Source organism: Pseudomonas sp. S1(2024) (genome assembly GCF_046557535.1).
The window spans coordinates 287,155-310,681 of record NZ_JBKGFP010000001.1; the positions used below are offsets into that span (position 1 = coordinate 287,155).

The 23,527-nt window shown below is 56.2% G+C and carries 29 protein-coding genes; 14 read left to right on the top strand and 15 right to left on the bottom strand.

Annotated elements, in window-relative coordinates; translation table 11 throughout:
• The first annotated feature begins 15 nt into the window (after positions 1 to 15).
• From ACLCGK_RS01520 to ACLCGK_RS01530, 3 genes are all read left to right on the top strand, one after another.
• Positions 16 to 1,221, top strand: coding sequence for a hypothetical protein (locus ACLCGK_RS01520; protein WP_410951001.1), 1,206 nt, complete (start codon positions 16 to 18; stop codon positions 1,219 to 1,221).
• 617 nt (positions 1,222 to 1,838) lie between these two features.
• Entirely contained in the window at positions 1,839 to 2,609 is a 771-nt protein-coding gene (locus ACLCGK_RS01525) for a hypothetical protein (RefSeq protein WP_410951002.1), read from the top strand.
• 79 nt (positions 2,610 to 2,688) lie between these two features.
• Positions 2,689 to 3,468 carry a hypothetical protein gene (locus tag ACLCGK_RS01530; protein WP_410951003.1) on the top strand — a complete coding sequence of 260 codons (780 nt, stop codon included), beginning with the start codon at positions 2,689 to 2,691 and terminating at the stop codon, positions 3,466 to 3,468.
• A 27-nt stretch (positions 3,469 to 3,495) separates the two neighbouring features.
• On the opposite strand, the gene ACLCGK_RS01535 is transcribed toward ACLCGK_RS01530, so the two are convergent.
• From ACLCGK_RS01535 to ACLCGK_RS01590, 12 genes are all read right to left on the bottom strand, one after another.
• Positions 3,496 to 4,062 carry a hypothetical protein gene (locus ACLCGK_RS01535; protein WP_410951004.1) on the bottom strand — a complete coding sequence of 189 codons (567 nt, stop codon included), beginning with the start codon at positions 4,060 to 4,062 and terminating at the stop codon, positions 3,496 to 3,498.
• A 126-nt stretch (positions 4,063 to 4,188) separates the two neighbouring features.
• The gene (locus ACLCGK_RS01540) at positions 4,189 to 5,562 is read right to left on the bottom strand and encodes a hypothetical protein (RefSeq protein ID WP_410951005.1); all 1,374 of its coding nucleotides are present in this window, start codon (positions 5,560 to 5,562) and stop codon (positions 4,189 to 4,191) included.
• Between the two features lie 158 nt (positions 5,563 to 5,720).
• On the bottom strand, positions 5,721 to 6,032 hold the full coding sequence (locus ACLCGK_RS01545) for a hypothetical protein (protein WP_410951006.1): 312 nt from the start codon (positions 6,030 to 6,032) through the stop codon (positions 5,721 to 5,723).
• 24 nt (positions 6,033 to 6,056) lie between these two features.
• A complete protein-coding gene (locus ACLCGK_RS01550) occupies positions 6,057 to 6,605 on the bottom strand; it encodes a DUF262 domain-containing protein (RefSeq protein ID WP_410951007.1) in 549 nt (182 codons plus the stop codon).
• Entirely contained in the window at positions 6,605 to 7,528 is a 924-nt protein-coding gene (locus ACLCGK_RS01555) for a hypothetical protein (RefSeq protein ID WP_410951008.1), read from the bottom strand. The genes ACLCGK_RS01550 and ACLCGK_RS01555 overlap by 1 nt, the downstream gene beginning before the upstream one ends.
• A 68-nt stretch (positions 7,529 to 7,596) precedes the next feature.
• On the bottom strand, positions 7,597 to 7,803 hold the full coding sequence (locus ACLCGK_RS01560) for a hypothetical protein (protein ID WP_410951009.1): 207 nt from the start codon (positions 7,801 to 7,803) through the stop codon (positions 7,597 to 7,599).
• Between the two features lie 10 nt (positions 7,804 to 7,813).
• Positions 7,814 to 8,224, bottom strand: coding sequence for a hypothetical protein (locus ACLCGK_RS01565; RefSeq protein WP_410951010.1), 411 nt, complete (start codon positions 8,222 to 8,224; stop codon positions 7,814 to 7,816).
• A 2-nt stretch (positions 8,225 to 8,226) separates the two neighbouring features.
• Positions 8,227 to 8,688 carry a hypothetical protein gene (locus ACLCGK_RS01570; RefSeq protein ID WP_410951011.1) on the bottom strand — a complete coding sequence of 154 codons (462 nt, stop codon included), beginning with the start codon at positions 8,686 to 8,688 and terminating at the stop codon, positions 8,227 to 8,229.
• A gap of 111 nt (positions 8,689 to 8,799) precedes the next feature.
• Entirely contained in the window at positions 8,800 to 9,045 is a 246-nt protein-coding gene (locus ACLCGK_RS01575; protein WP_410951012.1) for a hypothetical protein, read from the bottom strand.
• 104 nt (positions 9,046 to 9,149) lie between these two features.
• Positions 9,150 to 9,851: a hypothetical protein gene (locus tag ACLCGK_RS01580; RefSeq protein WP_410951013.1), complete on the bottom strand. Its 702-nt coding sequence runs from the start codon at positions 9,849 to 9,851 to the stop codon at positions 9,150 to 9,152.
• The gene (locus tag ACLCGK_RS01585; RefSeq protein ID WP_410951014.1) at positions 9,851 to 10,870 is read right to left on the bottom strand and encodes a DUF3850 domain-containing protein; all 1,020 of its coding nucleotides are present in this window, start codon (positions 10,868 to 10,870) and stop codon (positions 9,851 to 9,853) included. The genes ACLCGK_RS01580 and ACLCGK_RS01585 overlap by 1 nt, the downstream gene beginning before the upstream one ends.
• Positions 10,871 to 10,943: 73 nt before the next feature.
• Positions 10,944 to 11,345, bottom strand: a complete 402-nt coding sequence (locus ACLCGK_RS01590; protein ID WP_410951015.1) for a hypothetical protein — start codon at positions 11,343 to 11,345, stop codon at positions 10,944 to 10,946.
• Positions 11,346 to 11,682: 337 nt separating this feature from the next.
• Between ACLCGK_RS01590 and ACLCGK_RS01595 the strand changes: the two genes are divergently transcribed.
• The 8 genes from ACLCGK_RS01595 (at position 11,683) to ACLCGK_RS01630 (ending at position 19,872) form a co-directional block, all read left to right on the top strand.
• A complete protein-coding gene (locus ACLCGK_RS01595) occupies positions 11,683 to 12,516 on the top strand; it encodes an ATPase, T2SS/T4P/T4SS family (RefSeq protein WP_410951016.1) in 834 nt (277 codons plus the stop codon).
• Between the two features lie 181 nt (positions 12,517 to 12,697).
• Positions 12,698 to 13,486 (top strand): hypothetical protein, encoded by a 789-nt coding sequence (locus tag ACLCGK_RS01600; protein WP_410951017.1) that lies wholly within the window; start codon positions 12,698 to 12,700, stop codon positions 13,484 to 13,486.
• A complete protein-coding gene (locus ACLCGK_RS01605; RefSeq protein ID WP_410951018.1) occupies positions 13,486 to 14,418 on the top strand; it encodes a hypothetical protein in 933 nt (310 codons plus the stop codon). Before ACLCGK_RS01600 ends, ACLCGK_RS01605 begins: the two co-directional genes overlap by 1 nt.
• 125 nt (positions 14,419 to 14,543) lie before the next feature.
• Positions 14,544 to 14,975: a hypothetical protein gene (locus ACLCGK_RS01610; protein ID WP_156675946.1), complete on the top strand. Its 432-nt coding sequence runs from the start codon at positions 14,544 to 14,546 to the stop codon at positions 14,973 to 14,975.
• A gap of 286 nt (positions 14,976 to 15,261) precedes the next feature.
• Complete coding sequence (locus tag ACLCGK_RS01615; protein WP_410951019.1) at positions 15,262 to 16,836, top strand: prepilin-type N-terminal cleavage/methylation domain-containing protein; 1,575 nt, start codon at positions 15,262 to 15,264, stop codon at positions 16,834 to 16,836.
• 34 nt (positions 16,837 to 16,870) lie between these two features.
• Positions 16,871 to 18,439, top strand: a complete 1,569-nt coding sequence (gene pilV / locus ACLCGK_RS01620; RefSeq protein ID WP_410951020.1) for a shufflon system plasmid conjugative transfer pilus tip adhesin PilV — start codon at positions 16,871 to 16,873, stop codon at positions 18,437 to 18,439.
• Positions 18,440 to 18,762: 323 nt separating this feature from the next.
• Complete coding sequence (locus ACLCGK_RS01625; RefSeq protein WP_410951021.1) at positions 18,763 to 19,104, top strand: hypothetical protein; 342 nt, start codon at positions 18,763 to 18,765, stop codon at positions 19,102 to 19,104.
• Between the two features lie 300 nt (positions 19,105 to 19,404).
• Positions 19,405 to 19,872: a hypothetical protein gene (locus ACLCGK_RS01630; protein ID WP_410951022.1), complete on the top strand. Its 468-nt coding sequence runs from the start codon at positions 19,405 to 19,407 to the stop codon at positions 19,870 to 19,872.
• Positions 19,873 to 19,985: 113 nt separating this feature from the next.
• Here the strand turns inward: ACLCGK_RS01630 and ACLCGK_RS01635 are convergent, their stop codons facing one another.
• Positions 19,986 to 21,035: a glyoxalase superfamily protein gene (locus ACLCGK_RS01635; RefSeq protein WP_410951023.1), complete on the bottom strand. Its 1,050-nt coding sequence runs from the start codon at positions 21,033 to 21,035 to the stop codon at positions 19,986 to 19,988.
• Between the two features lie 254 nt (positions 21,036 to 21,289).
• Here ACLCGK_RS01635 and ACLCGK_RS01640 point away from each other — a divergent pair, with 254 nt between their 5' ends.
• The 3 genes from ACLCGK_RS01640 to ACLCGK_RS01650 all read left to right on the top strand — a co-directional run bounded on the left by ACLCGK_RS01640 (position 21,290) and on the right by ACLCGK_RS01650 (position 22,532).
• Complete coding sequence (locus tag ACLCGK_RS01640; protein WP_410951024.1) at positions 21,290 to 21,619, top strand: hypothetical protein; 330 nt, start codon at positions 21,290 to 21,292, stop codon at positions 21,617 to 21,619.
• Positions 21,613 to 21,903, top strand: a complete 291-nt coding sequence (locus ACLCGK_RS01645) for a hypothetical protein (protein ID WP_056799263.1) — start codon at positions 21,613 to 21,615, stop codon at positions 21,901 to 21,903. The genes ACLCGK_RS01640 and ACLCGK_RS01645 overlap by 7 nt, the downstream gene beginning before the upstream one ends.
• A gap of 77 nt (positions 21,904 to 21,980) precedes the next feature.
• On the top strand, positions 21,981 to 22,532 hold the full coding sequence (locus ACLCGK_RS01650; protein ID WP_410951025.1) for a hypothetical protein: 552 nt from the start codon (positions 21,981 to 21,983) through the stop codon (positions 22,530 to 22,532).
• Between the two features lie 122 nt (positions 22,533 to 22,654).
• Here ACLCGK_RS01650 and ACLCGK_RS01655 read toward each other — a convergent pair whose 3' ends face one another.
• Both ACLCGK_RS01655 and ACLCGK_RS01660 read right to left on the bottom strand, forming a co-directional pair.
• Positions 22,655 to 22,984, bottom strand: a complete 330-nt coding sequence (locus ACLCGK_RS01655; protein ID WP_410951026.1) for a hypothetical protein — start codon at positions 22,982 to 22,984, stop codon at positions 22,655 to 22,657.
• A 7-nt stretch (positions 22,985 to 22,991) separates the two neighbouring features.
• Complete coding sequence (locus tag ACLCGK_RS01660; RefSeq protein WP_410951027.1) at positions 22,992 to 23,507, bottom strand: hypothetical protein; 516 nt, start codon at positions 23,505 to 23,507, stop codon at positions 22,992 to 22,994.
• Positions 23,508 to 23,527: the final 20 nt, after the last annotated feature.

Below are 23,527 nucleotides of genomic sequence, written 5' to 3' on the forward strand. Positions count from 1 at the left end.
GACAATAAGCGGCAAGTGAATGAGGTGATTGCTGTCTCTCAAGGTGAGCAGGCAAGTATGCTGTTCAACCTACCAGCCAAGCTCAAAAAACGCCCGCTGATCAAACGTCCACAGCAGTTCATTAGTGGGGCCGTGATCAGCTTGGCCATAGCCGGTGTAGTGCCAGGCCTTGCGCACCTTGTCCGCGCCAACGACCTGGTCAACCCCATTCCGGTGGAGGGCACGCGCTTTGAGGGCAACCTGGGCCCGGTCAATGTCATTGAGCAGGGTCAGTTTTCGCGATTCGTGCCCTTCATGCGCAGTGTTCGCGTGGCCCTGGATGCCTGGCAGGCCACGCCTGCAGAGGTTGACCAGGTACAGATGAATGCCAGGGCCTACTTCGCCTCGCGCTCCGAAACGGGTCAGGACGCCAATGGCTGCGTCATCAGGAGCTACGCCAAGCCATGGAACAGTTCAAAGGTTTACATTGGGGCGGACAACCTCAATAGCCCGACGATCATGAACCGGAACCTTCTGGACTTTGTCATTCCCGCGCATGAACTCACCCACTGCCTGTACAACATTGAGGATGGTGTGAACATCCGCAATGAACATGAGTTCGACCCGCAGTATTTCAGCAGCGTGATGGAAACAGCCGGCGACCTGGGCATGGTGCTGCTCTACGCCCAGAAAACAGGCACCTTCGATGCGTTCGACAATATGCTCAGGCTGGAGCGGCGGGCGGATATCTCGGTGAAGAATCAGGATCATACCACCGCGTGGGCCCTGGATGTCTTACTCAAGGACATTGACCCTCAGGCGATGACGCAAAAAACAGTGGCGGAGATTGCCACGATCATGCGGGAGACGATGGCTGCCCATTTCGAACGGGGCGGCTTCCTGATCAACCCGGATCAGCCAGGCGCTCAGGTGACCCCGGCGATGCAGGCGGTGCGCGATGAGATCACTGCGCAGCGTTGGCTGGCCATGGCCCGCACGGGCAAGGGCTGCCCTAACCCGGAGGTGGAGGCGCTGGTCGATCGCCTGCGAGACGATGTCAGGCAGTCCCTGGCCAACAATCAGAACCGATTCATCAGCGACCTGAGCGAACAGGAAAAGCGAAAAATCTTCACCCGCACCATCTCGTTTGCCGATGACATGGGCTTCCCGTATTCAGCACCGGTCGACCGCAAACCTGAAGACCCAGGCTATGAGGTATCCGGCAGGGATCTGCCCTTCTGATCTTGCGCTAGACTGCCGCTCGACTGGACGATGATTCGGTCGCAGACGCGACCCAGCAGGTCATTTCCCATCTCAGGCAAAAAAATCCCAGAGATCGCTCCCTGGGAGTGGCCCGTGTGCCCGCGTGGCTGGCCATGTCCACCCGGCGCTACCAAGTCAACAGGGGGATCGATTGGTCATCCAGCGTAACTGGCCCCCTGAAGAGCCACCTGTTCAAAGAAACCGATGGCTCTGCGCTGCCATTACAATTATGGTCTAAATGGTTGAAATATGACAATCCTGCAGGCTAAATAGACGTCTCTAATGCCCTGCTTGAAATGCTATGCTGCAGGTAATTAATCTCACCCAGGAGATGCACACATGGCGGCAGATTGCGAAGCCTCAAAACCAGATGGGTCGGACAGCTTGGCTTATATCAAAGCTTGCTGCGAGGTGTATTCCCGTGCCGTGTCAGGCGGTCGAAATCCACATTTGGGCCACCTGAACAAATTCATTCGTGAAATGGCGCGTGAGAATATCCACCCAGGCGCAACACTCGGTGGTTAACTGGACGATCACCAACTTGCCCAATAATTACGGTGCCAGCCCAAAACCTGTCACCCTGAGTGATCTGAGCAATGGAACTACATGAGTCGCAATTCGATGAAACGCCCGTCAGCCTGAACCCAGATCAGGATGCGGTGCTGCAGCGCACAATCAAGGAAATCCAGCAGAATCTGGGCTCCCTGCTCTGGTTTAAGAGCCAAGACGCCTGCCTGACGCGAGGCGTGGCCTCCAGCGTACTGAACATCACTGAAAGCCATATCAAGACCCTGGGTGAGCTGCTGGAAGTAGCGACTCAGGCGGCTGTGGACAGCGAAGATCGCCACGCCGAGCTGCGCAGAGCGAACATGGAAGTGCACAGGCTGGAAGCACTGATCGGGAGCGCCCAAGATCCAGCGAATGTCCAGCTGGCCCTCGCTTCGATGGTTGAGCAGCTTGATGGATGGTGGAAACTGGACGGGTTTGGCCATGTGCGGGAAGTCCAATTTGGCCAATATAATTGTAAAGCTGACTTTTCCTGCAGGCTGTTTGGGCACTATCCGCTGACCAATTCGGCGACCCCGGTTTCGGATATGGAACAAAAGGCTTTGTGGGAGCAGTCCCTGGTCGATCGAGGTTTTGTCCTGTTTGATCGCCGTGACGGGGATGGCCAGTGCTTGCGCGACTGTCAGACCAACCGTGACCTGCTGGTAGCGCTGTTTGCCCAGCGGCTGCCAAGTGCCCGGATACATCGGTTTGTCAGCCAAGAGGCGAAAAACGGGTCGGTGCTCGAAGGCCTTGAGGTATATATCCGCAAGATCGAGCAGATTAAGGCATTGCCCGTGGCGGAGCCCGAGGCTGAATAACGGCTTTCGCGTTATATTGGATATTGAGTTAAGGGTTGCTTGCTGGCCAATGACCAGCACACAAAGAAGGAGATTGGGCGTGCCAGAGTTTTACTACCAGATCAAAGGACGTTTGCCAGATGATCAGCTGGGGATGGGGGCATTCAACTCGAATTGGGAATGGCCGCCCCTTCATTCCAACAAGGTCGAGGCCCCGAATAAAAAGGCCGCCAAGCTGCTGATCGAAGAAGAGTATGGGCGGCAGTTTCCACTGCGTGTGCTGGCGAACGACCTGAAGAACCATGCCTTCCTGCTGTCGATCAGTGAAATCCTCCCGGAGGATGACGTCATGCGACGGCGGTTTGCGTTTCTGGATTGCAAGGAATGCGCTGCCCGTTTCCGCATTATCGACAAGTTCAACAACCCTGCAGAACGCGATAAAGGCCCGGATTTTTGCTCACAAAGCTGTGCGGAAGAAGGTCGCTTGCGCCGGATCAAGGATTACGACCTAGTCTGTAGTGGCAAGCTTCCGGCAGTGATTTACCTGATTCGCCAGCTCTCCACAGGCAAGTGCTATGTGGGTCAGACCATCAGGCCGATCACCCTGCGCTGGTGGCAACACCTGACGTATCCAAGCGAGTCCAAATTCCACCAGGTCATCAAATCCACGCCCCTGACAGATTGGCAGTTCCAGGCACTCGAAACCATCGCCTTGCCGGACGATCATCCAAACAAGACCGCCTACATCAATGACCGCGAGCGCCACTGGATCCTGCACTTCGACTGCATTGCCAATGGCTACAACACCGTGTTGCCGAGCGGTGCGGCGAGTGCCGAGCCCGAGCTGGAATTCGAGCTTCCAGAGCCGGCAGCCTTATAAGCTTGCCGTCCAAAGCGGGTTGGCACGCTAGAGCGCCTGGATGGACTTGTAGGTTTTCGGCGCGCAGCCAACCCCTTCTCGCCATTGCGGGCTCTCGCTGTCCATGAGGATGCAGAGGCTGTCCCATTGATCGATCAGGCGCGCCCATTGCGTCGAAGTTGCTTTCATCAGCTGCAGGTTGCTGGCGACCTCAGGAACCTGTTCACACAGCTTGCGGCACCGCGAGAAATCAGCGGGGTCAGCAGGAAACCCCTTGCCCGGCAATTCAACCCCCAGCACGACCGAAAACAGATGCTCTGAGCTAGAGCCGCGCTCGCCAGACACCAGCCAGTTAAACGCCTCGGCGCTGACCGTCTTGTCGCCCAACTCCTGGCGGGCAATTTCAGTGGCTCGCTCCAGGACATAGGGGTCAGCGGCCAGCCGCTTCAAGTCTTCGGGCAACCCTCTCACCAGTGAGGCACCCAGCATGCGCTGAAGTCGAAGATCCATGTCGGCCTCTTCTGGAGCCTCCTGGATAATCCGAACCAACTCCATGATGGGGATGCTGCCATAGGCAATCAGGCAGTTGTGGCGGGTTTCGGTCGTGTAGTCCATGTTCTGTCCTTGGCGGATAAGCGAGCAGCGGGTGGCACTGACTTGCCAGGCTGGCAATGCAATATACAGGTAAATCATAGCTGATATCCAGCCGGGTTAACCCGCAATTGGCGTGCTCAGTGCCATTTATAAGCCCAATTCGGTCGCGAGCGTATTTTCAAGCGATGAATCATGCATCATGTCCAGCAGCTTGGCGTCCTGGGTGATGGTGTACAGCGTCTCGATCGCCCTGTTGCGATCCTTGCGATTGTGCAGCACCAGCCCTGCCAGCTTGAGGGTATAGGTGTCCTGCACCACTACTTCGGCGAGGGTTTTGTAAACTTGGGTGGGCCGGGGTGTCACATCTCGCGGATTGATCAGGTAGCTCATGGCCAGGCGACAGGCCGTGCCGACAGTAGCTTTTTGAGCCCGCTGCAGCTCCAGTCCATCACCTCTATTGGTCAACAGCGCCGTAACGACAACAGGCCAGTTGTGGGCAATGCTAGCCAACCAGCGGAAATAGTTTGCGAGCATGTGTGGGGCGGAGCCTTGCATCTTTTTTACGTCGAACTGGCGGCTGATCTGCAGCGCCAGCATCTCATCATGCTGGCCGGGCTTGACCTCCTTCATCACCACCCGCAGCACTTGCTCGGCTTGCGCCAATATCGCCTGGTACTTCGCGGCGCCATGAAAGGCCAGGGGGCCTGGCGCGAGTCGTTGCACAAACGCCTGGTAAAGGTGTTCGACTTGCTGACCCTCGAATAAAAGCTTGGTCAACTGAGGATCAAGGGCGGATTCAGCCTCCTCTTCCATGACCTTTAGGGTCAGGTACTGTGCGTAGGCATCGGCGAGGCGAGCCGTCACCGGGGAGTAATGCTTACGCAAAAAGGTGATTTTTGAATACAAACTCCGCCTGCTTGTTTGCTCCTGGCCATCCTCGAACAAGCCCTTGAGGAACGCCGCCTCCTCCTGTTTGATCCCTGGGGTGAAGCTCCACTGCTCGGATGCATCGGGCGAGCACTGCATGACCGCGTAGGCAAGGTAAGAGGTATTCGGTGCGCCGCTGAGGCGCATGCCGTCATACTCAAGGGCCAGGCGATGGATATCCATAAGCGCCAGCCTGTTCAGGTTAAAGGTAAACACTGACTTGGGATTCGCATGGATCAGTTCCCACACCGCCTCCAGATGCCGGGCCTGCTCGCGATTATCGACAACCGCCGTGCACAACAGGGTGTCGGTCAGATGCTGGCGGATGGTTGATGGGTTCAGGCCACGGGGCACCAATCTCAAGATGGCTTCGAACTTGGCTGAGAATGCGGCGGGATTCTGCATGCGATGAATGGCATCAATCAGCCAGATGCCATGCAGCAGCTTTGAGGGCGCGTTACGGTACAGCTTCACCTTCTGTTCAACGCCCAGGCGCTCATGACTGCCGGCATACCCATACGCGCAGGTGCCCGTGTCGATGTACTGCAACAGCGCTTCTAGCACCTCTGCTGCTATGGGGGTGGCGTGGCTCATGGCGGTATCTCAGTTCGGTGTGCGAGGCTTTTGCAGGTTGTCCAGGGTGGCAACTCCATAAAAGCTGCAAATACAGGTTGCGGTCAATCCATTGCTGCAGCCGGTGAGTGCGGAAAGTCGCTGCTCCACCGGCATCCATCAACGCCCTTGAGCCGCATTCAGTCTTCGACATGCCAGGGCTTGGCTTTCAGTTCCAGCACCCTGCGCTGGGCCTGAGCAATAATCCCCAATTCCTTGCGAATCAATGTCTGAGTGTCATTCTGGGCATTCCAGGCAGCCGCCATCTGCCCCGCCCTGGGGTTGACGCTCAGCTCGGCCAGGGCCTCGACACCGCATTTTTTGCACTTTCCCCCACCCATGTTGAGTGAGGTGTCGTGGTTGTGCAACAACACAATGTCTGTTCCGCCGCATTGCAGACAGGGGGCAACGTAGATGTTGCCCGCAAGGGTAACGGTTTCTTCACTTGGCATGGTAACTCCTGGGTTATACGAACATCAGTCCTTGCAGGTGGCGCTGGGCTCATCGAGCAGCGCAAGATCCTCGGCGGTGTGCGCGGTACCGCTGAAGTTCAAGCGGCGATACAGGGTCTTTAGCAGGGCCTCGTCAGCCTGGTACTCCAGTTCAATACAGGGGAAGACAATGTTTTCGAAGCGTCGACGCTTCTCAGGCAGGGTTAAGCTGCTGTAACGAATCCCTCCAAAGATCTCGATTTCATCGTTGATGAACCGGGCAATGGCGGTGATGCGCTGCTGGCCATCCAACAACCAGCCAGACATCGGCAGGTCTTTGCCATCGTCGCCGTACTCGCGGCCATTGATGACGTAGAAACCGGTGCCGAGCCCCAAAAAGATGCCTTCGATGAAGCGAACCTGCTGTACATCGCTCCAGCGGGGCGGGCGTTGCCAGGACGGCAACACCAGGTTCAGCAATTGGCGCTCGGACGCCTGATTGGGCCGAGCCGCAGTACCTTGCCACAGGCTGCTGATGGTGTAGGAGCGCTGGGTGCCAGTGAGGATCGGTTCAGGCAGCTGGATGGTTGTCATCATTGATTCCCGACCATTTTTTCTGTGATGGCATGAATGTAATCCTTGCCGTAATAGGCGTGAGCGGGAACGCCGGGATTGGGGTCATCGTCCGTCACCTTGAGGCCAGCGTATTTGCCGCCCATCTCGGTAATGATCGCATATTTGACCCGATTTGCGGTGGCGCGGTCATTTTTTTGCGGGAGCCAGGCGCGCACCACGCTGCCTTCGGGATTGACCAGAAAGACCATGGTTGGCCACCAGTCAAAAAATGGACTGTCGGCATTTTCCTGGCCACCCTGGGCCGCGATGACGTAGCGCTTGCCCATCGACGACTCATCATCAGGCATGACCAAAAAGGGTGCTATCCAATCCTTGAATGCCAGGCGCCCGCTCTCGGGCTGCCGCAGCACGGGGGAAGCGAAATAGTTGTTCACACACAGGCGAAACGCTTTGTCACAGGGTGAGTGCTTATGCGTAAGGAAATAACCCTTGGAGGGGTGCGCCCAGTTTCCCGGTAACGGCGCCGCGTCATAGCCCAAGAAATTGATTTCCAGCGCCACCTTGTTGGCCTTCGTCCACCGGCTCACCGCCCCCAGAAAAAGACTCTCCTGGGCGCTACGCTCAATCGCGGACTCGGCACGGCCAAAGCCATTGCGCAGGTAGGATTGGTCATTCTTCGGCGCAACGTACGCTGAGTAGACATTGGACGTGACCCAGAGCGACCAGCCCTTGGGTTTCCAGGAGGCAGGTTCGAACGCCCAGGCCGTGCCGTTTGGCGCAGTCCGATCCGGCGAGGCCTTGAGCGCGTACATCGGGCCTGGCAGCTGGAATGGCGGGGTTCCGATGACCTTGCCGCCGATTAGAACTTCACTGATCTGGCCCGATTCACCACAACCTGACAGCGCCAGTGTCAGACCAACCATTGCCATGGCACGCTTCATGTTACCCACCTGCATTGGAGAGAAGAATTGAAAGCCTGCAAATCTCAGGCTGTTTCGAAACCCTATGCTCAGCCCTCGGCGCTGGGCAGCACAACATGGGCGGTCTTCAGCGCGATCTCGATCTGCCTGAGGCTCGCCGATGGCCGCCTGCAACAGTTACCAGGGATGGGGTGATCTTCTTTCCAGAAAGTCCCGTGATGCAGGCGCACAAAGAAACGATCGCCAATTTGAATGCGGGTGCCCACGGGATGATCCTTGAGTTCCAATTGCGCCATGACACTGTTCTCAGCTGAGGGCCGCGACAACGCGGCGGCCAATGAGCTTTTCAATTTTCGCCGCAGCAGAACCAGCGGCGCGTTTGTACGCGGCCATTTTCTGTTTGGTGACCTGGCCCTGTTCAATAGCATCATCGACATCACCGAAGAATGTTGACCCCTCCAGCGACTCGGCAAGGACTTCCAGAGCGTCAGCGCACGGGAGTGGGAATACATAAGCTTCAGCCTGGATCAGCTTGACCAATTGCCCGGCATAGTCAGCTGCCCATTCAGCATCCACCGAATCGAACACTTCTTCGCAGTGCTCCTCATGCTCCAGGAGTTCCAGGCGATGCAGCATCACTTGCGCTTCGTTGGCAGTGAATACCAGCTCTGCTGGAATATCCGCCGATTGAGGGTCTTTCGTGTTGCCTGGTTTCATGCTCATGCTCCTTGTGCCTGGGTCAAAGTGTCGACCAGTTTGCGGCAACGTGCATCCACTTGCGCGATGTGTTGCTCATGACCATCCACCAGCGCTTGCAGGCGCCGGCATTCTGCCCCTTGCACCGCAAAAAAACCTGCCTGAAGCTGCTGGCCGCGTACTCGCCAGAAATCCCACAGTGTGCGTGTGTGTTCGCAGACGAACTGGCCCCCAGCATCCACGCACACATCCAACAGCCGTGCATGGCACTGGCTGAGAAAGGCATCACGATCTTCGCCAAGCTCGGGGCCAATGTCCGGCCAGGCAGGAGTTTCCGATGGCAATTGTACGGCCTGTGCTTCGTTTTGCGCTACGTCGTGGATGGCAGCGCACAGCTCACGCCAAATAACCGGATCAAGCGGTGGAAGCTGCCCAGAAAGATTGAGGAGCCGTTCACTCGGTGTTTGCCCTGTTTGCTCTGGCATGCTGATCACCCGTGTTGAAATGGCCGAGGTAGTCTCGCCCGTGTCTCTGAGAATTTGCCATTGTGCAAGCAACCCCAGCTTCAGGCCGGGGTCTCGCCCATGGCCGACGCGTCAGCCCTTCCCGGTTTGTCCCGATGCCTTGCCATAGTGCGCCTCAAGATCCTCTAGCGACTCCTGAAGGTCATTGGCCCGGTGTTCGGCAGCATCGGCACGTTTGCATTCTTCGTGCTTCATGCGTAAGAAGCGCTCGGCGCGCTCCTTGTACAGATCGCGCTGTTGTTGGGCCTGAGTGAGATCGCGCTGATATACCAACGCATGAAGCTCGGCACCCGCAACCTGGTGCTGCTCCTGAGCCACCGTGTCATATTCTGAGGGCGGCACAAGGCGGCTATGCCGACCCTCGATGGCCAGCTCCCAGCCGGCAATTGGGCCTTCGGCCTCAGGAGCAGCAGCGCTGGGCGCTAAAGGGGCGACTGCCCCCGAGCACGCCACCCCCTCTGCGCGGCGAGTGTCTCCAAATGCACGGCAGCGTGAATAACGCCGGTATGATGGCCTTTGCTACCCAGCCAGCCGGAGGATTCATGCTCGCGCAGTGCCTGGGCAGCTTGCACAAGCCCGTCAGCCTGCGCCTGCGCCAGCTGTTGCTTCAGCGTTTCGATTTCAATCAGGGCCTGGTCAAGCTGCAGCTGCCGCCCGATAGCCTGCTGCGCCGCCTCCGGGGGCAGCTGGAACAGCGGCAGGACATTGCGCGGATCCGGGGTATGGTGATCGGTACCAGTTACACGGCCAAAATCGCGTCGGGTGTAACGTTGGATGCCCGCCTCGTCTTCCATGGTTTCATGCATCATCCCTTCGTTGTGGGTGCGCACAAAGCGAACCAGGGCACCACCCAGTGTCCGGTAGAAATTACCAGCTATAAATGGAACCTGCACTGCTGGCTCGACCTGGGGAACCGGGGTCTTGAGCTCGGGCGCCAGAAACCGGGCCAGGTGATAGGCAAAGTCGCCAGCAAGCTCGGTGTTGATGTACCCTGTGAAATCCTGGCGTTCCAGGCGCTGCCGGAAAAGCCGGGCAACGAATTCGCGTCCGCCCTCGGTGGTGTTCAGATCAAGGCCTTCGACCAGGTCGATGACAGCGGTATCGTGGGTGGTGGTCATGGTCATTACACTCCGTTGCCCAAGGCTTCTTGTTCGCGGTAGGCTTCCACGTACTCGTTACGGTGATGGATTTTTAGCCGTGCGATTTCGGTGCTCATGGGCAGCACATGGTGCTCGTAGCAAGCCTTCCAGCCTTTCCATTCGCTGTTCGGCCCGGCAGGAAACGGCTCATCACGCAGCCCACCTTCATCCCAGTACAGCCCATCTTCGCGCAGCTTGTAACGCGCAGCCTCCGGGAATTTTTGCGAGAAGACAGGGCGGTCTGCCTCGCAATCGACGGGCAGTGGCGCGTGATGAACCGGTGCAGGGATGATGTACAGCAAGCTGGTGTCCGCCCCGGCGCTGTCCTCATCAAGGAACAGATCCATTTTGAAAGTGCCCTTCCGATGCAGATTGCTTTGCAGGAATTTGGCGTCCTCGGTATTGATCAGGCAAACCATTTGCGGCTTGGCGGGTGTGGGGTGCACGTAGTCGTAGAAATACCATTCGAAGTCAGCGCGTTTTTCAATGCGTTGAGCCGCTTTCTCCAGGTGCGAGTCAATCCCCCGTGCTCCCCGGTTGTGTTGCTTGCCACGCCGGACAATAGTTGCAGCCCGATGCAGGGCCTGGGTTTCCATGATACCTGGCGATTGGCTCATCCATTCCAGGGCCGCCAGCCAACCCACCCGCGCCGATTCACGCTGCGCGTCGTCCAGCGGATGCTGTTCCTGAGACGCCCATTGACTGAAGGCTGCCTGCTCTGCAGGGTTTTTCACCGCGTCCAGGTCATATTTCTTGGGAACTGGCGCGTAACAAACCAGGCAGAGGTCATCGAGCTGGCCATCGTATTCGACGTGGGTGATCGTCCTGGTAATTTCGTGAGGAGTCGGGTTGCCGGTTTCGTCCACCAGGTTGAAATGCATCGTATCACCCACGCGGTAGCGATGCGGCGCAGTGTCGGAACAATCGCGCAGTTCGGCGTTCTTGGCGCCTGACAGTAGATCAAAAAATGCCATTTTAGGCAGCTTTACCCTGTGGGTGGTCATACGTGATCGCTCCGAAATGTAAGTCTGAAATCCATGGGGTCGGTCAGGAGTACATCTGTGCTCCTGACGATAATCAGCTGCCTGCCAGGGCGGGCCCGCGTCCCCGCTGAGGGTGGGACTGGTTTTCTTCCAAGATGGCGCTGGCCAGGGTGTACAGGGCCTTCAGCACTTTGGGCGATTGGCCGCCACCACTGCCGTAGGTACAGAATTGCACGCTGTTGGAGTGGCCCTCCGGGTCGATGACCGTGACAATCATGTCACCATCCTCCTCACGGAACAGTTCCAGGCGGCCTTGCCCCATGTCTTCCCAGCGGCGCAAATGCTCATTGATGGGAACAGGCTTCTGGTCGCTGTTGAGCGAGGCGGCGTATTTGCGAGCTGCCTCAAGCACTTCGTGACCTGAAAAATCTTCTCCCACGGTATTGCCATGTTCTGTCATCAATTCTTCGACTTGCTTGATGTGGTAGTCCAGCATGGGGTAACCCTCATTCGAAGTGGGTCGGGCGGAACGCTGTGTTTTGCAAGCAAAGACCACGGCTGTACAGGTTCGCACCCCTGTATTTGAATTATAGGTTGCATTGCCAAATTGTCAATATTTAGCATACGCGCACATGATGCATTTATGCGTTTATTGACACAAAATTCCGAGGTGGATACTATCATCCCTGGCTATCCGCAGCCAGTCGTCCTCGCCCACATGGGTACGGTGAATGCGGGGTGCAACCAAAGCCTAGGGTGACCATTTACCAGGCTTCGAGAACGAGGACTCCGATCGCGCATTGCGCCAGCCTGGCCACATCTGGAAGCCAGTTATGTCCGCAAAAATTCTGAAATCACGCGCCAAGCGCCTGCGCCATGCCATTGAAAAAATGCTTGGCATTCCTGTTTCACATTCCCAGGCACTGGAGCTGGTGGCCAAAGAGGAAAACTATCCTCATTGGGACGCTGCATGTGCTGCCCACCCTAAAGCCCTGCCGAAGGAGCGCTACACCCCCCTGGTGCGGGAACTGCGCACGCAGATACGTCCAGACTGGGTGGGACAATACGACGAGGTGTTTGCGAATAACCCGCAGCTGGGCAAGGAGATTCAGGATTTCCTGCGCACACCGAAAGGTGGTCTGGTCATCTTGGCCGGTAGCACTGGCTGCGGCATGACCACAACGCTTTCGCAAATGGCGGATGAAGCCCTGATCCAGGGTCACGACTCTGTCGATTTCTACCAGTTCGGTAAGCAGGAGCGGGAATACCCAGCGGCCATCAAATGGGTCAACGCAAGTGGGGGTCAAAGCATTATGGACAGCGCCCGCTCCCGCTCTGACATTGTGTTTGTCGACGATCTGCGCTGTGGTCGCGTGGCTTATGAAGCCCTGCAGCTGGCACAAATCGGCTTCAAGGTGGTTGTTGGTCTGCACGCCACCGATCCGATCGTGAGGATCAAGACCTTGATGGGGCAGGCTGGCCTGGGTGAATTTTCAGGTCAAATTGACCAGCTTACGTTCCTGTTGATGTTTGAGCAGCAACCTGTGTGGCCTGCGGCGGGCATGCAGGAAATTTGGCGGTCGCGCCTTAGAAAACTGGAGGGGATTGGGTTGGCTGATGATCTGCGCAACCTCGGCGGCCAAAGCCCGCTGGAGGCGTGGCTTTAGGACAGATCGCCGCTCCTGAAAAACCATGCTCAGCATTGGCCACTGATTTACAGAGATTTCATTGACAATTTGGCAATATATTAATAAATTGAGCCCATGCCCCAGGCATCCATGGGGAGTGTTTGGACTCAGTAGCCCAATCAGTATGCGTGGGCGAAATCGAAACTGGCGGGAGTCACGCATGAAGTACATCAAGCCAAGCAACATGAAGTTTTTAAGGGATCGCGAGGAGTCGCTTAACGTCCTGGCCAACCTCGCCCACGCTGCTCAAGGCGATGCACGCGTGCGTGACTCCATTTTGGCCAAAATCGAGAAGTACCGCAGCGTCGATCGCGCCCAATATGCCGAGACCGAGCTGCCCGATGGCGCTGTACGGTTGCGCCATCCTGCCATTGGCGTAGTCTCCGTCGATCACCATGTGCTACCGGCGCCGACGGTGCTGTTTGGTACCCCAAGCAAGTCGCTGACAGCCTACACCCTCACGGTGTCTCGCGCCGAGGCGACCATTACCCCTGAAGGGTTGATCATGTACGCGCCCTATGAGGTTGTCGGGCAATTCCAGTTGAGTGAGCTCAGCTACAACACTATGGTGACCAGTTCTGGCAGCGTCGACTCTCCAGTGACTATCGAAAAACTGGCAGGCTACCGAATCGAGCCCACGATTCCTTCGGCCTTCACCTCGCAAGCACGGCACCTGGCCACAAAAATCCAGGGGATTGTCGATGGCATGACCGGGCGTCTGGAGCAGTTGACCACCGACTTCGAAGAATTGGGGGTCAAAGGTGGCAAGCTCAGTCAAAAGACAATCGATGCGCTTCAGCGCAGCACCATTCCTGAGGTTTCCTCGCTGACGCGCAACCTCAGCTTCCAGATCTCCAAGGTCGCCGAATTCTCCCAGGAGGTCACGACCTCGCAGCGGGCTGAGGTTGAGTCCCTGATTAGCCTGCGCAAAACGCAAGGGGGCAAATAATGCGTTACGTTGATGTCGTTACCGCCCGCGACCTCGGTCTCACTCCGGAAGAGCTAGCATTTTTACTGCCTGAAGCCGATCACAGCTTTGAAGCGTGGTCGCAGAAAACCGCGTACGACCGCAGCAACAAGTCCAACCGACAGAACCCATTCTCCACGCACCTGGAGAGCCTGCGAGCGCCGCGTTTCACAGCGGCGGATGCAATTGAGGGCAGCACCCTTCACCACATTCTCAATCACGACCCGACGCGCAGCGAGAACGGTCAGCTGATCGTGGAAACCAGCCTGGACGCCGATGGGCTTGGCTTGGCGCACAGCAGCTACGGCGCCGTGTCCGTCAGCAACCCGAGCGGCGCCAACGATTTCTTGGTGGGGGCGAGCACTATCAGTCAGTACTCGAAGTCGATTGTCTTCAATCTGGCGAGGGTGGATGTAGATCAGGGGCACGAAGACCGTCCGACGCTGCATTCGGGGGTCGGCAGAAAGCTGGAGTTGAACCTTTCCGCCGAGCAGTTCATCCTCATGGTTCGCGGTGACGCGGGGTTCTGCACGCCTTGTGGCGTGCAGATCAACACGGGACACTGGAATGATACGCCGCCCGCAATGACCTTCGATCGCCACGGCGCCGTCGACTTCAAGGCGGTGCTCGAAGACCTCCTGCAAGGCGTTCAAGCGGAGATCAGTGCCCTTCGAGCCATGGTAGCCAAAGGCGCCAGCAAGAAAGGTGAATACGCGGCATTTATCGAGCAGTCCCGGCGCATTTCCGAAGCCTACGCAAAAGTCGTCGATGAGGTGCTGGCCCTGGGTAACGCCAAAGGGGCAGCCGAAGGTCAGCGAGCCCACCGCCAGTTCATCGCCGAAATGAACGAGCGCCTGGAGCAACTCAAGATCGGCCAAACCGTGCAAGAACTGCTCGGATTGACGCAGGATTGATCCACACGATGGATCAGGCCTGAGTCTGTGCCGGACTGTGTTACCAGGAACGCAGGATGCCCTTGGCAGAATGTCAGGGGCAATTTTATCAGCCAATTTCACTAGATCTGACGAAAGGTTATCCCATGAAGAAAACCCAATCGAAGGCAGGTGCTATCGGTCGCGCTTTCGCGGCGCTAAAGGCAAATCTGCATAGGTTCGGTGTCACTTTGCGCCGGTGTAATCACCAGCAGGTGCTTGCCTACCACCAAAGAGCTATTCGTAAGCATCACTTCCAAATTTCACATGACGGTCAGAAACGGCTGTTGAAAGGTGAAGACCTTCTTGTTCAAAACGTCATCACCACCCCGTCAACACCGAAACACCATCACGATCATGCGGTTTTGTGCTGGGACGGACAGGGCAGAAGCTTCTTCATAGTTACTCGCAACAACTATGACTCGCACTGCGCCATCAGGCTGTGCCCGCAAGAAGAAGCGCAAAATCAAATCGAGCAGGCGCAAGCGAAAATCCTGGGTATCGAGCTGCACTTCTCTGACATTGCGCAAGGAAACTAGAGCCCAGATCATTGGTTGCTTTGCGCCGCAGCCCTCTCCGTCCCCCTATCCAGCGTGCCCTGCGAAGAGCCGGCCAGGCGGGGATTGCATGAAGGTCATCTATAGCAATTTATGCTTAAATATGACATCCTTGGCATCATACAATAAAGATGGCCATTCGCTAATAGTCTCAGGTGGTTGGCCAATAAATTGGTCTGACGCATTTTATGGCCCACGGGCCATCGACGGCAAAATTCATTTCTGAATATTGTGGTCAGCATGCGCATTCAGACTTGGGGGTCATCTGATGAGAAAGCGTCAAGGCGGATTTACGCTGGTAGAACTGTTGCTGGTGACTGGCCTTTCCTCCCTGCTTCTTGCCCTGTCATTGAGCGCCAAAGAGGCAGATCTGGAGCAGGCACAGGCGGCACAGACCGGAGCCCTGCTGTTTCGGTACGAGAACGCCGTGCGCACCTACCTCAGTCAACAAACAGCGCCGGCCCTGGGTGTGAAAGATGGCACCGCCTGGCTTAAGAACAACACTTGCGGCGGCACGCTGGCGGTTGGCAAAGAGTACCTTCCCTGCGAATTTCCTGCAGCCACTGCTTCAGACCCGATTCGCTTCGGCAGGCTCTCCCTTAGCACCCTGGTGCAATCAACTGGCACCACACCCAACGTGAAAACCACGGCCACTACAACCACCAGCGCCTTTTCGGTGTACAACAAGGGTGTGCTCACGCGCCGATCTGACCTGGCGGGCATTAGCGCAATCACTGCAGCCTCAGCCAACAATGCCAACCGTAATGGCAGCGTATCCGAGGAAGGCACCTCGTTAGTTAATGCGGTTACACACGTCAGTTACAAGGCCGATCCCTTGAGTTCTACCATCGTGATGGTAGCAAGCGCAGCGCCTAACAACGATGTTTGGATTCGCACCGATGGCGCCAATGCTATGCGGGCTACTTTGGACTTCGATGCTGCATCGGCCAGTGCAAGAGAGATACAGGGAGTTTCGAGAATCCAGAATATTGCAGCTGGCGTGCTGATGTTAGGGAGCCCTTCTGGTGTCGCCAGCGTTTCCGGGGCGGGCACGGTAGTGGATGCCAATGGAGAAATTATCGGCTCGGCTCGGGTGCGCAACACCCTGGCGGTAGATAATGGTGCAGCAATTACAGGGGGCGTCACAGCCTCCAACCAGATCGTGGCAAGCAACAATGTCGCTGCCCTTGGCAGTGTATCAGCAAATCAGTCCGTAACTGCCGGCAACAATGTCCAGGCTGGCGGAAACGTCACCGCAGGGGGTGCTCTGGTTTCCCAGATCTTCTACGATGCCAACAACACTGGCTATTACTTGGATCCAGCCGCTACCTCCAACCTCAACTCCATTTACACGCAGACGATCAACAACTCACTAGCGGTCGCGACAGCGGGCAGGCTGAAAACAGATGAGTTTTTCCAGCTCGGAGCCACAGTGAACGAAGGCTCCCCCTGCGCTCAAACTGGCTTAGTAGCGAGATCGTCGACAGGGGCTGTGCTCTCGTGTACTGCAGGGATTTGGTCGAGTGGTGGTATCAGCGGTCAATATGTGAATATGGGTAGTCACAGCGGTTCAGCCATTCTCGCCACGGGCGCCAAGGCTGCACTGATTCAAGTCTATGGTGGTAATGGCACCTCGTGTGATGTGTGGGATGGTATAAACCGATATCAATTGACGGCAACATTAAACGGCATGATCGTTGCGAACATTAACAATGCCAGTAATCTGTGGGGTAAAAGGGGCTACATCGCCTTCATGGCGCCTGCCAATACTCAATTCTATATAACGAGTGAACCCTACAACTGCAACCCCGGTGTATTTTCCGTAAAAGCTTTCAACCTTTGATCCTGCGACAATAATAACAATAGGACGCAAGAGCATGAAACAGTCTCAGCGCGGGCTGACCCTTCTAGAAATACTATTAGTTGTCGCACTTCTCAGTGTCGGCATCATCATGTCGTTCAACGAGCGCCAGGCAACCTTTGAGCAAGCCCAAGCGCGCGTTGTTGGCGAGCAACTCTACCAATACAACAATGCCGTTCGCGCCAGCCTCGCTCAGAACAGTGCGGTGGCTGTCGGCACGCGAGCGGGGACTGCCTGGCTAAAGAACACAACGTGCGGTGGTACACTCGCGGTAGGTAGCGAGTTTCTCCCCTGCAGTTTCCCTGAAGCCAGCGCTGCAAATCCCATCAAGTTCGGCTCTCTGAGCTTTACCACGGTCATTACCGCTACGGGTACCGCGCCCAACCGAAAACTGACTGCAACCACCACGACCAGTGCCTTCACGCTCTATAAAGGCAATGTCGCCACCATTCGTTCGGATCTTTCTGGCATGGCTGCCCTCACCGCTGCGGCAGCGCTGGGCGCCGGGTATAGCACTGGCTCAACTGGAGCCACCCCTTATGCGGCGGCTACCGATGCCAGCTATCAGTCAAATGCCCTGGATGCCAAGATCACCATGGTGGCCCGCAACGTATCCACGGGCGATATCTGGCTACGCACCGATGGCGGAAACGCCATGCATGCTAACCTGAAGTTTGATGACGCTAACGCTCTTAATCGGCAAATCACTGGGGCCTCCCGCGTACAAAACCTGGCAGGTCAGGTGCTTTATTTGGGTGCAGCTTCGGGTGTCACCCCCGTTTCTGGAGCCGGAGTGGTCGTAGACACCAACGCGGAAATCATCGGTAGTCTGCGCGTACGCAACAGCCTGGTAGTCGACAATGGTGCGACCGTTACCGGAAACGTAACAGCCACTGGCAACGTCACCGCCAACAACAATGTTTCTGCTGGCAACAACGTGACTGCAGGTCAGAACGTCACCGCTGGCGGCAACGTCACCGCTAGCAGCAATGTGACCGCAGGTAACGCTGTTCTCGCGCAGATTTTTTATGATTCCAACAACACCGCCTATTACCTCGACCCGAACAACACCTCGAACCTCGCAAACCTGCGCAGTGCCAACATTACCAACTCTGGCACCATTACCTCTGCTGGCAGGATTTCCACCAATGAATACCTTGCGCTTGGGGGCCTGGCCACAGAAGGTGCAGGATGCGCCCCATCCGGCTTGGTGGGCAGGGCCAGCGACGGAAAACTGTTGTCATGCCAGGCAGGCCAATGGGCTGCAAATGGGATCCAGGGTGACTATACACAAATGGGCACATACACGGGGAGCGCCACGCTGAGCTCGGGGTCAAAGGCTCAAATCGTTATGGTTCGTGGCGGGAATGCTCCTTCATGCGGTGGCAGTGACGGCACAAACCGCTATTACCTGACCGCTACGGTAAACGGCATGCAAGTCGCAGGAGCTATTGATAACAACAACGAATGGTACAAGACTGCCACCATTACTTTCGGGGTGCCCAGCAACACTGCCTACAGCATTACCTCTCTACCCTATGATTGTGGACTGGGTAGGTTCACTGTTTACGCCTTCAACCTGTAAGACTTCCGGTGGCTGGCCAATCCAGCCATCACTCCGCTTTAGCAGATACCGATTAGTTCCGCTCGCAATCCAGTGGCGCCAGGTGTTTCTTTGATATCTGATGGGAAAATAAGGGTAACCTCGGAGTGTCTCGGCATTTGGCCGGGCAATGTGCGAAGAGCTGGTGAAGCGTTTGGAAGGATGTTACTCTGAAATCCTGTTGAAGGTTTTTACCTATATTGGTTATCTCCCATTACCAGCATGAGGATTTCCCATGAAAGAAATGATCCCCTACCGCCACAACAAGGTTTCCCGTTTGTGTTCACACAAACGAGGGAACAAAAATGTCACGAACACTGCGTCAGGGAAAACCCAACCGTAACCGGCAGCACTACCAGCGCATCGGCGTGATTTACAGCGAGGCTGATGTCTCCCACTACAGCGGCATCCCGCGCTGGGTCGATGACTGGAGAAACCCCGGTAGCTACGATGACCATGTGCGACAGTCTGTGCGCAAGCACCACCGCGACAAAGGCGGACGCAGCGTACCAGGTTTCTGCCGAAGGCTGGATGTGAAGAAGCAAAGCCGTGAGCATCGCCAGGCGATCCACCAGGCATTGAGAAACGGCGACCTGGAGGTAGCGCTCAGCCGGCTGAACAAACGCAATAGCTACAACTGGTGGTAGACACCCATCCCCGCTATTCCCAGCAGATGCTGCGCACTGGCTGGGGACACCGAAAAGCCCCCCTGAGGGGCTTTTTTTATTGCCACGCCTTTCCCCCTGATAGTCGGGCGATCTTCGGGCGAGCAGGCAGTATCAGCCCCTACTCACCGACGCTGGCAAAGGAGGCATTGACAATTTGGCAATTTGTGGCTAACTTGAACAAACGGCAAGGGATGTGTTGTCTTGCGAAACGTCAACTGACACTCATCCCATGATTGATAGCACCCTGCCCTGAAAAATTCCCGGCCTTCGGAGAACGTCATGACCCAGCCAAGAACCAAACCAGGCCTCTATGCTCGACTCTGCGCAGGCGTGGCAGTGTTTGTTGCCAAACAAGGCAAGGCGCACCAGGCGAAAGCCTTTCAACAACGTCAACAAGCACATGATTTTCAGCTTGCTCGCCATCAACAAGGCCTGGCGAGTAAAGTGTTCCAGCTCCCTGACGGTAAAGAGCTGGCAGGTGTGGATCTCAAGGTGCTCCAGGTGACGGAAATGACCGACGATGACGATCTTCCAGCGCATGAGTACTCCCTGATCTGTTTGCATAATCCGTCAGGTGCGTATTTTCATCTGCGCTGGCATGGTCACACAGACAATTTTCAAATTTCGGCCTGCAACAAGTTCTATGCAGAGGGTCGCATTCGCAAGGCTGCCCTTGCCATTCAGGGCATTGACTACCGGCCCGCCAGTGAGTGTTCCAGTCATGCCGAGTTAAACGCCAGCGCCTAACACTTGGGGCCGGCAGGTGATTTGCCCAGCCTATCAGCGTCGTCAAGGCAATGTGCATAGATTCCGAACACAGGCATCGCAAGGAAAAAGCTCCCGAAGGAGCTTTTGGGGTCTTAGAGGCGCAGTAGATCTGCGCGAAGATCCCGGAACCAGATCGACTCGCCAAGGACATATCGTAACCGCGTGGTTCCATTCACCCTGATTCGCCTTTCGCTTTTTTCTTCAATCAATGCCAGGATCACCGCATTGAAGATATCTTTCACCAAAAATTCATCGTCAATGGATTGAGAGCGCCACGGCAGATGAGGATGTTCCCAATAACCCATTCCGTCTAATGGGCGCGTATAAACCTGACCAACACTCTCATGTGGAAAACTAAGATTTTCATCAGGCTTCCAATCCATTGCCAATGGAAATTGGCTATCCACCAAAAGCTTCAAGTCAACACCGGCAGGCGCCGTCTTAAAACTTGGTATCACTTGGCTCACCATCACCAACTGACGGATCGGCCTGGGCAGCGTCGCGGAGAACCAGGCCACTGTCTCTATGATCTCCCGCTCCTCGTCCGCCTGGAGGCAGTGCAGTTCATCGATCAACACCGAGCCAATCCGAACACTTTGGAATAACTCTTTGTTTTGTATCAGAAAGCTGATGAATGACTGCTTCAGGCCATGACGTGATCCACGCTCATCGGAAATCATGTTGATCAGAATTGGCTTATTTGGCAGGCGCAGCCGACCCGTGGTCTTGATTATCCCAGTTGACGAGTAGTGAACATCAAAATTATTGCTGTGATACGAAATGCTGTCCTGCTCATCAAGGTACACATGAGCGGAGCCTGACAGGCAGATAAACAAGGAGTTAGTCTGGCTGTCCGCTTGCTCAAGTTCAACAATTGTCTTCAGCGCCTCGGTCTTGCCAATCCCTGGTCGACCCAGCAACATCATAGCCCGCAGGGGTTTGGCACCTGCCGGCAACTCTGGCATGAGTTTTTTCTCGACTCCGGTGAGCTTGGCCCTGACCCGATTCCAGTCAGTTTGCCCTTGCAAGTTGGCAATGACCTCGATGGCCTGAGTTTTCTTCAGTTTGATACCGTAGCGATTCAGGTGCTCGACCAAAACCGAGGCGTGCGTTTTTACCGCAGAAACGTATTCGTTTTGCATTCGGATGCTCCAGGTGCCAGCAACTTCAGACAGGGCGCTTGCATTACCCAATCGCTGGCAGAAGACCGAATTCGATTGGAGGGTGTGAACGTCATCCTTTGCCATCCCGGTATGGGGCAAGCTGCAGGCGGAGACAGGCCGTGATTGAAAAATAGCATATTCGGAAATATTTTCAACTCGGGTTTCGCATTTATTGACAGAAATGCGCTTGACGCATATATTGCCAAAATGACAACACGCCCAAGGAGCCTGTCATGGCCTTTGCAATCAAATCGAAAGAGCCGGTGTCGCGTATCACGTTGCTGATTGTGCTCAACCTGCTGGTGGCCGGTGCGTTTCTCTTTCTCTGTTATAGCTGCCTACACCAGTGGAACAGCATCGTTGCCACGGCCATGGAGGTCGGGGTGCAATCGCCGATCGTCGACTTTATGCTGCCCTTCTTTCGCGTAAGCCTGCTGAGCGCGGTGGTCTGCGCCTTCTTGATGCTGCTAGCGCTCGCCGGGCTGTTCTGCTGTTTAACTGTCGGCAGAGCGGTGATCAGCGATGAACAATCTGACCTGCTCAAGGAGATTGAACCATGCTGAAGTTGGTCACCAGGCTGGTGCCGCCCCACGGCGATAAGTCCTGGTCATTTCAGGCCATTCACCTCAAGCCAGAGCAGCGCACCCTGCTGGTGATGGCCATGAAGGATCCTCAGGTTGAGCCTTGCAAGCCCTTCAAGCAGGGGGATTCAGGTAATTGGCTGATGATCGAATTCTGGACGCCAAACGTTGAGGCAATCAGGGTCGCAGCCAATCACCTGGCTAGTTTGCTCAGTAGTGAGCTCAAGGAAGGTGACTTCACCCGAGCTGAAGTGTTGGAAAAATAGGGCCTCATGCCGGTGATGTGAAGCCATTCAGGATTAATCTACCCCTGCCATTGCGCGCAGCACCTGGGAGTTCGACTATGTCGCAATTTCGCACTGAATGTCCAACAAGCAAGACCACCGAAAAATTCGTGCAGTTCGTGGAAGTGGGCGGCGCCCGTCAAAAAGCGTCGTTTGAGCGTGAAGTGATCTGGGTGCAGGAAAGCGAAACTGCCCTTCTCTTCACGCACGGCGGGAAAGTCGTTCGCCAGGGCCCCGTAACCAATGACTATTACGGCTACCTGACCTCCTTTACCCGTACCGACGCCCACGGCGCCGAGCTGCTCGCCCAGGAGTATGGCGTTACCCCTGAGAGCACGCTGGAAATCCACCTGGTCACGACGATCACTCGCAGACCCTGTATTGAAACCGAGGCTGACCAGCTGGCGAATGCCGAAGCATCGGGCCAAAGACGACAATATTCTCACCTTCCGAACACCTGGCGCCAAGAGACCGTGGTGGACGGCGAACCACGCTACCCGGATCTGGAGGCCGTCACTGTGGCCACCGGTCTTGTGTGGTCGAGCAAGAACACTGCAGAGCAGAATGCAAGTTTGGCCCAGACCTTTGCCCAGCAGTGGGCAGTTCAGTAACAGGCAGGTAATTGTAGCTGGGGGACAAAGGCCCGCGTTGCGGGCCTTTTCTTGGGTCACCAGAAATGTGGGGAGCTGCAAGCTGGCATGAATTCCCGCGATGGCTCATCCGCAGGTAAGGGTTATCCGGGAAATGGAGCTGAAGGATCCAGGGCGCGTTCAACAGAGAACTGGATTGGCTCCAGGGTGGCAGCGCTTTCCGTAACCAGTTTGAGCACTTTCAAGGCAAACGCCTGAGCGCTCTCTTTGGCCACCTCCAGACTGTGGAAACCAGCCATTTTGAACGACATGAACACCAGATCATAGGTCAGGTCGGCATCGCCAACACTGGCCAGTAGCATCTCCTGTCCGCCGAAAACGCAGCGCTGGAAGTGCGGGTCATCGGCGTCTGTCCAGACCCCTTGCGGAGCCCTAAGGCCCTGCGCGTACTTGGTGATGGTGATAGGTCTCATGACCGCCTCATATGGGGTTGTTGATTTGCGCTATGGCCGCCTGCTTGGGACGGGTTCTGCGCAGCTTGCGATAGGTCGGGATTTTCCTTCTCCCCTGATTTCGACTGTTAGCCGGGGTGGCCGGGAGAAACAGGGCATCATAAAGACTTTTTCCGGCAGCCAGCCTTCGCCGCACTGTACACAGAGAAACGTCAATGTAGTCACTCCAGGCCACGAACAGTTCGCGCACGGATCCCTGCACTCCACATAGGGTGTACTGAGGATATTTTTTGGCGTTGGCGGCCAGGGCTTTCTCGATATTGCGCTGCAGATAGAGCGGGAATTGCCCCTTGATAGACTGGTAGTGCAGGCGATGCCCAGCTCCACACGAAGGCTTGGGCCACGGGATGTCATCCATGCCTTCGGTGAGGTGCGCGAGCTTAACGGGTGTGATTCCCAGGGTTTGGCACACCCGCTGACGACTCCAGCCCAAGGAGGCCCTGTCACGCACAAATGTCTCGAACTCCCCCGGCGTCATCTGCAATACTCTCTAGTCAAAATTGC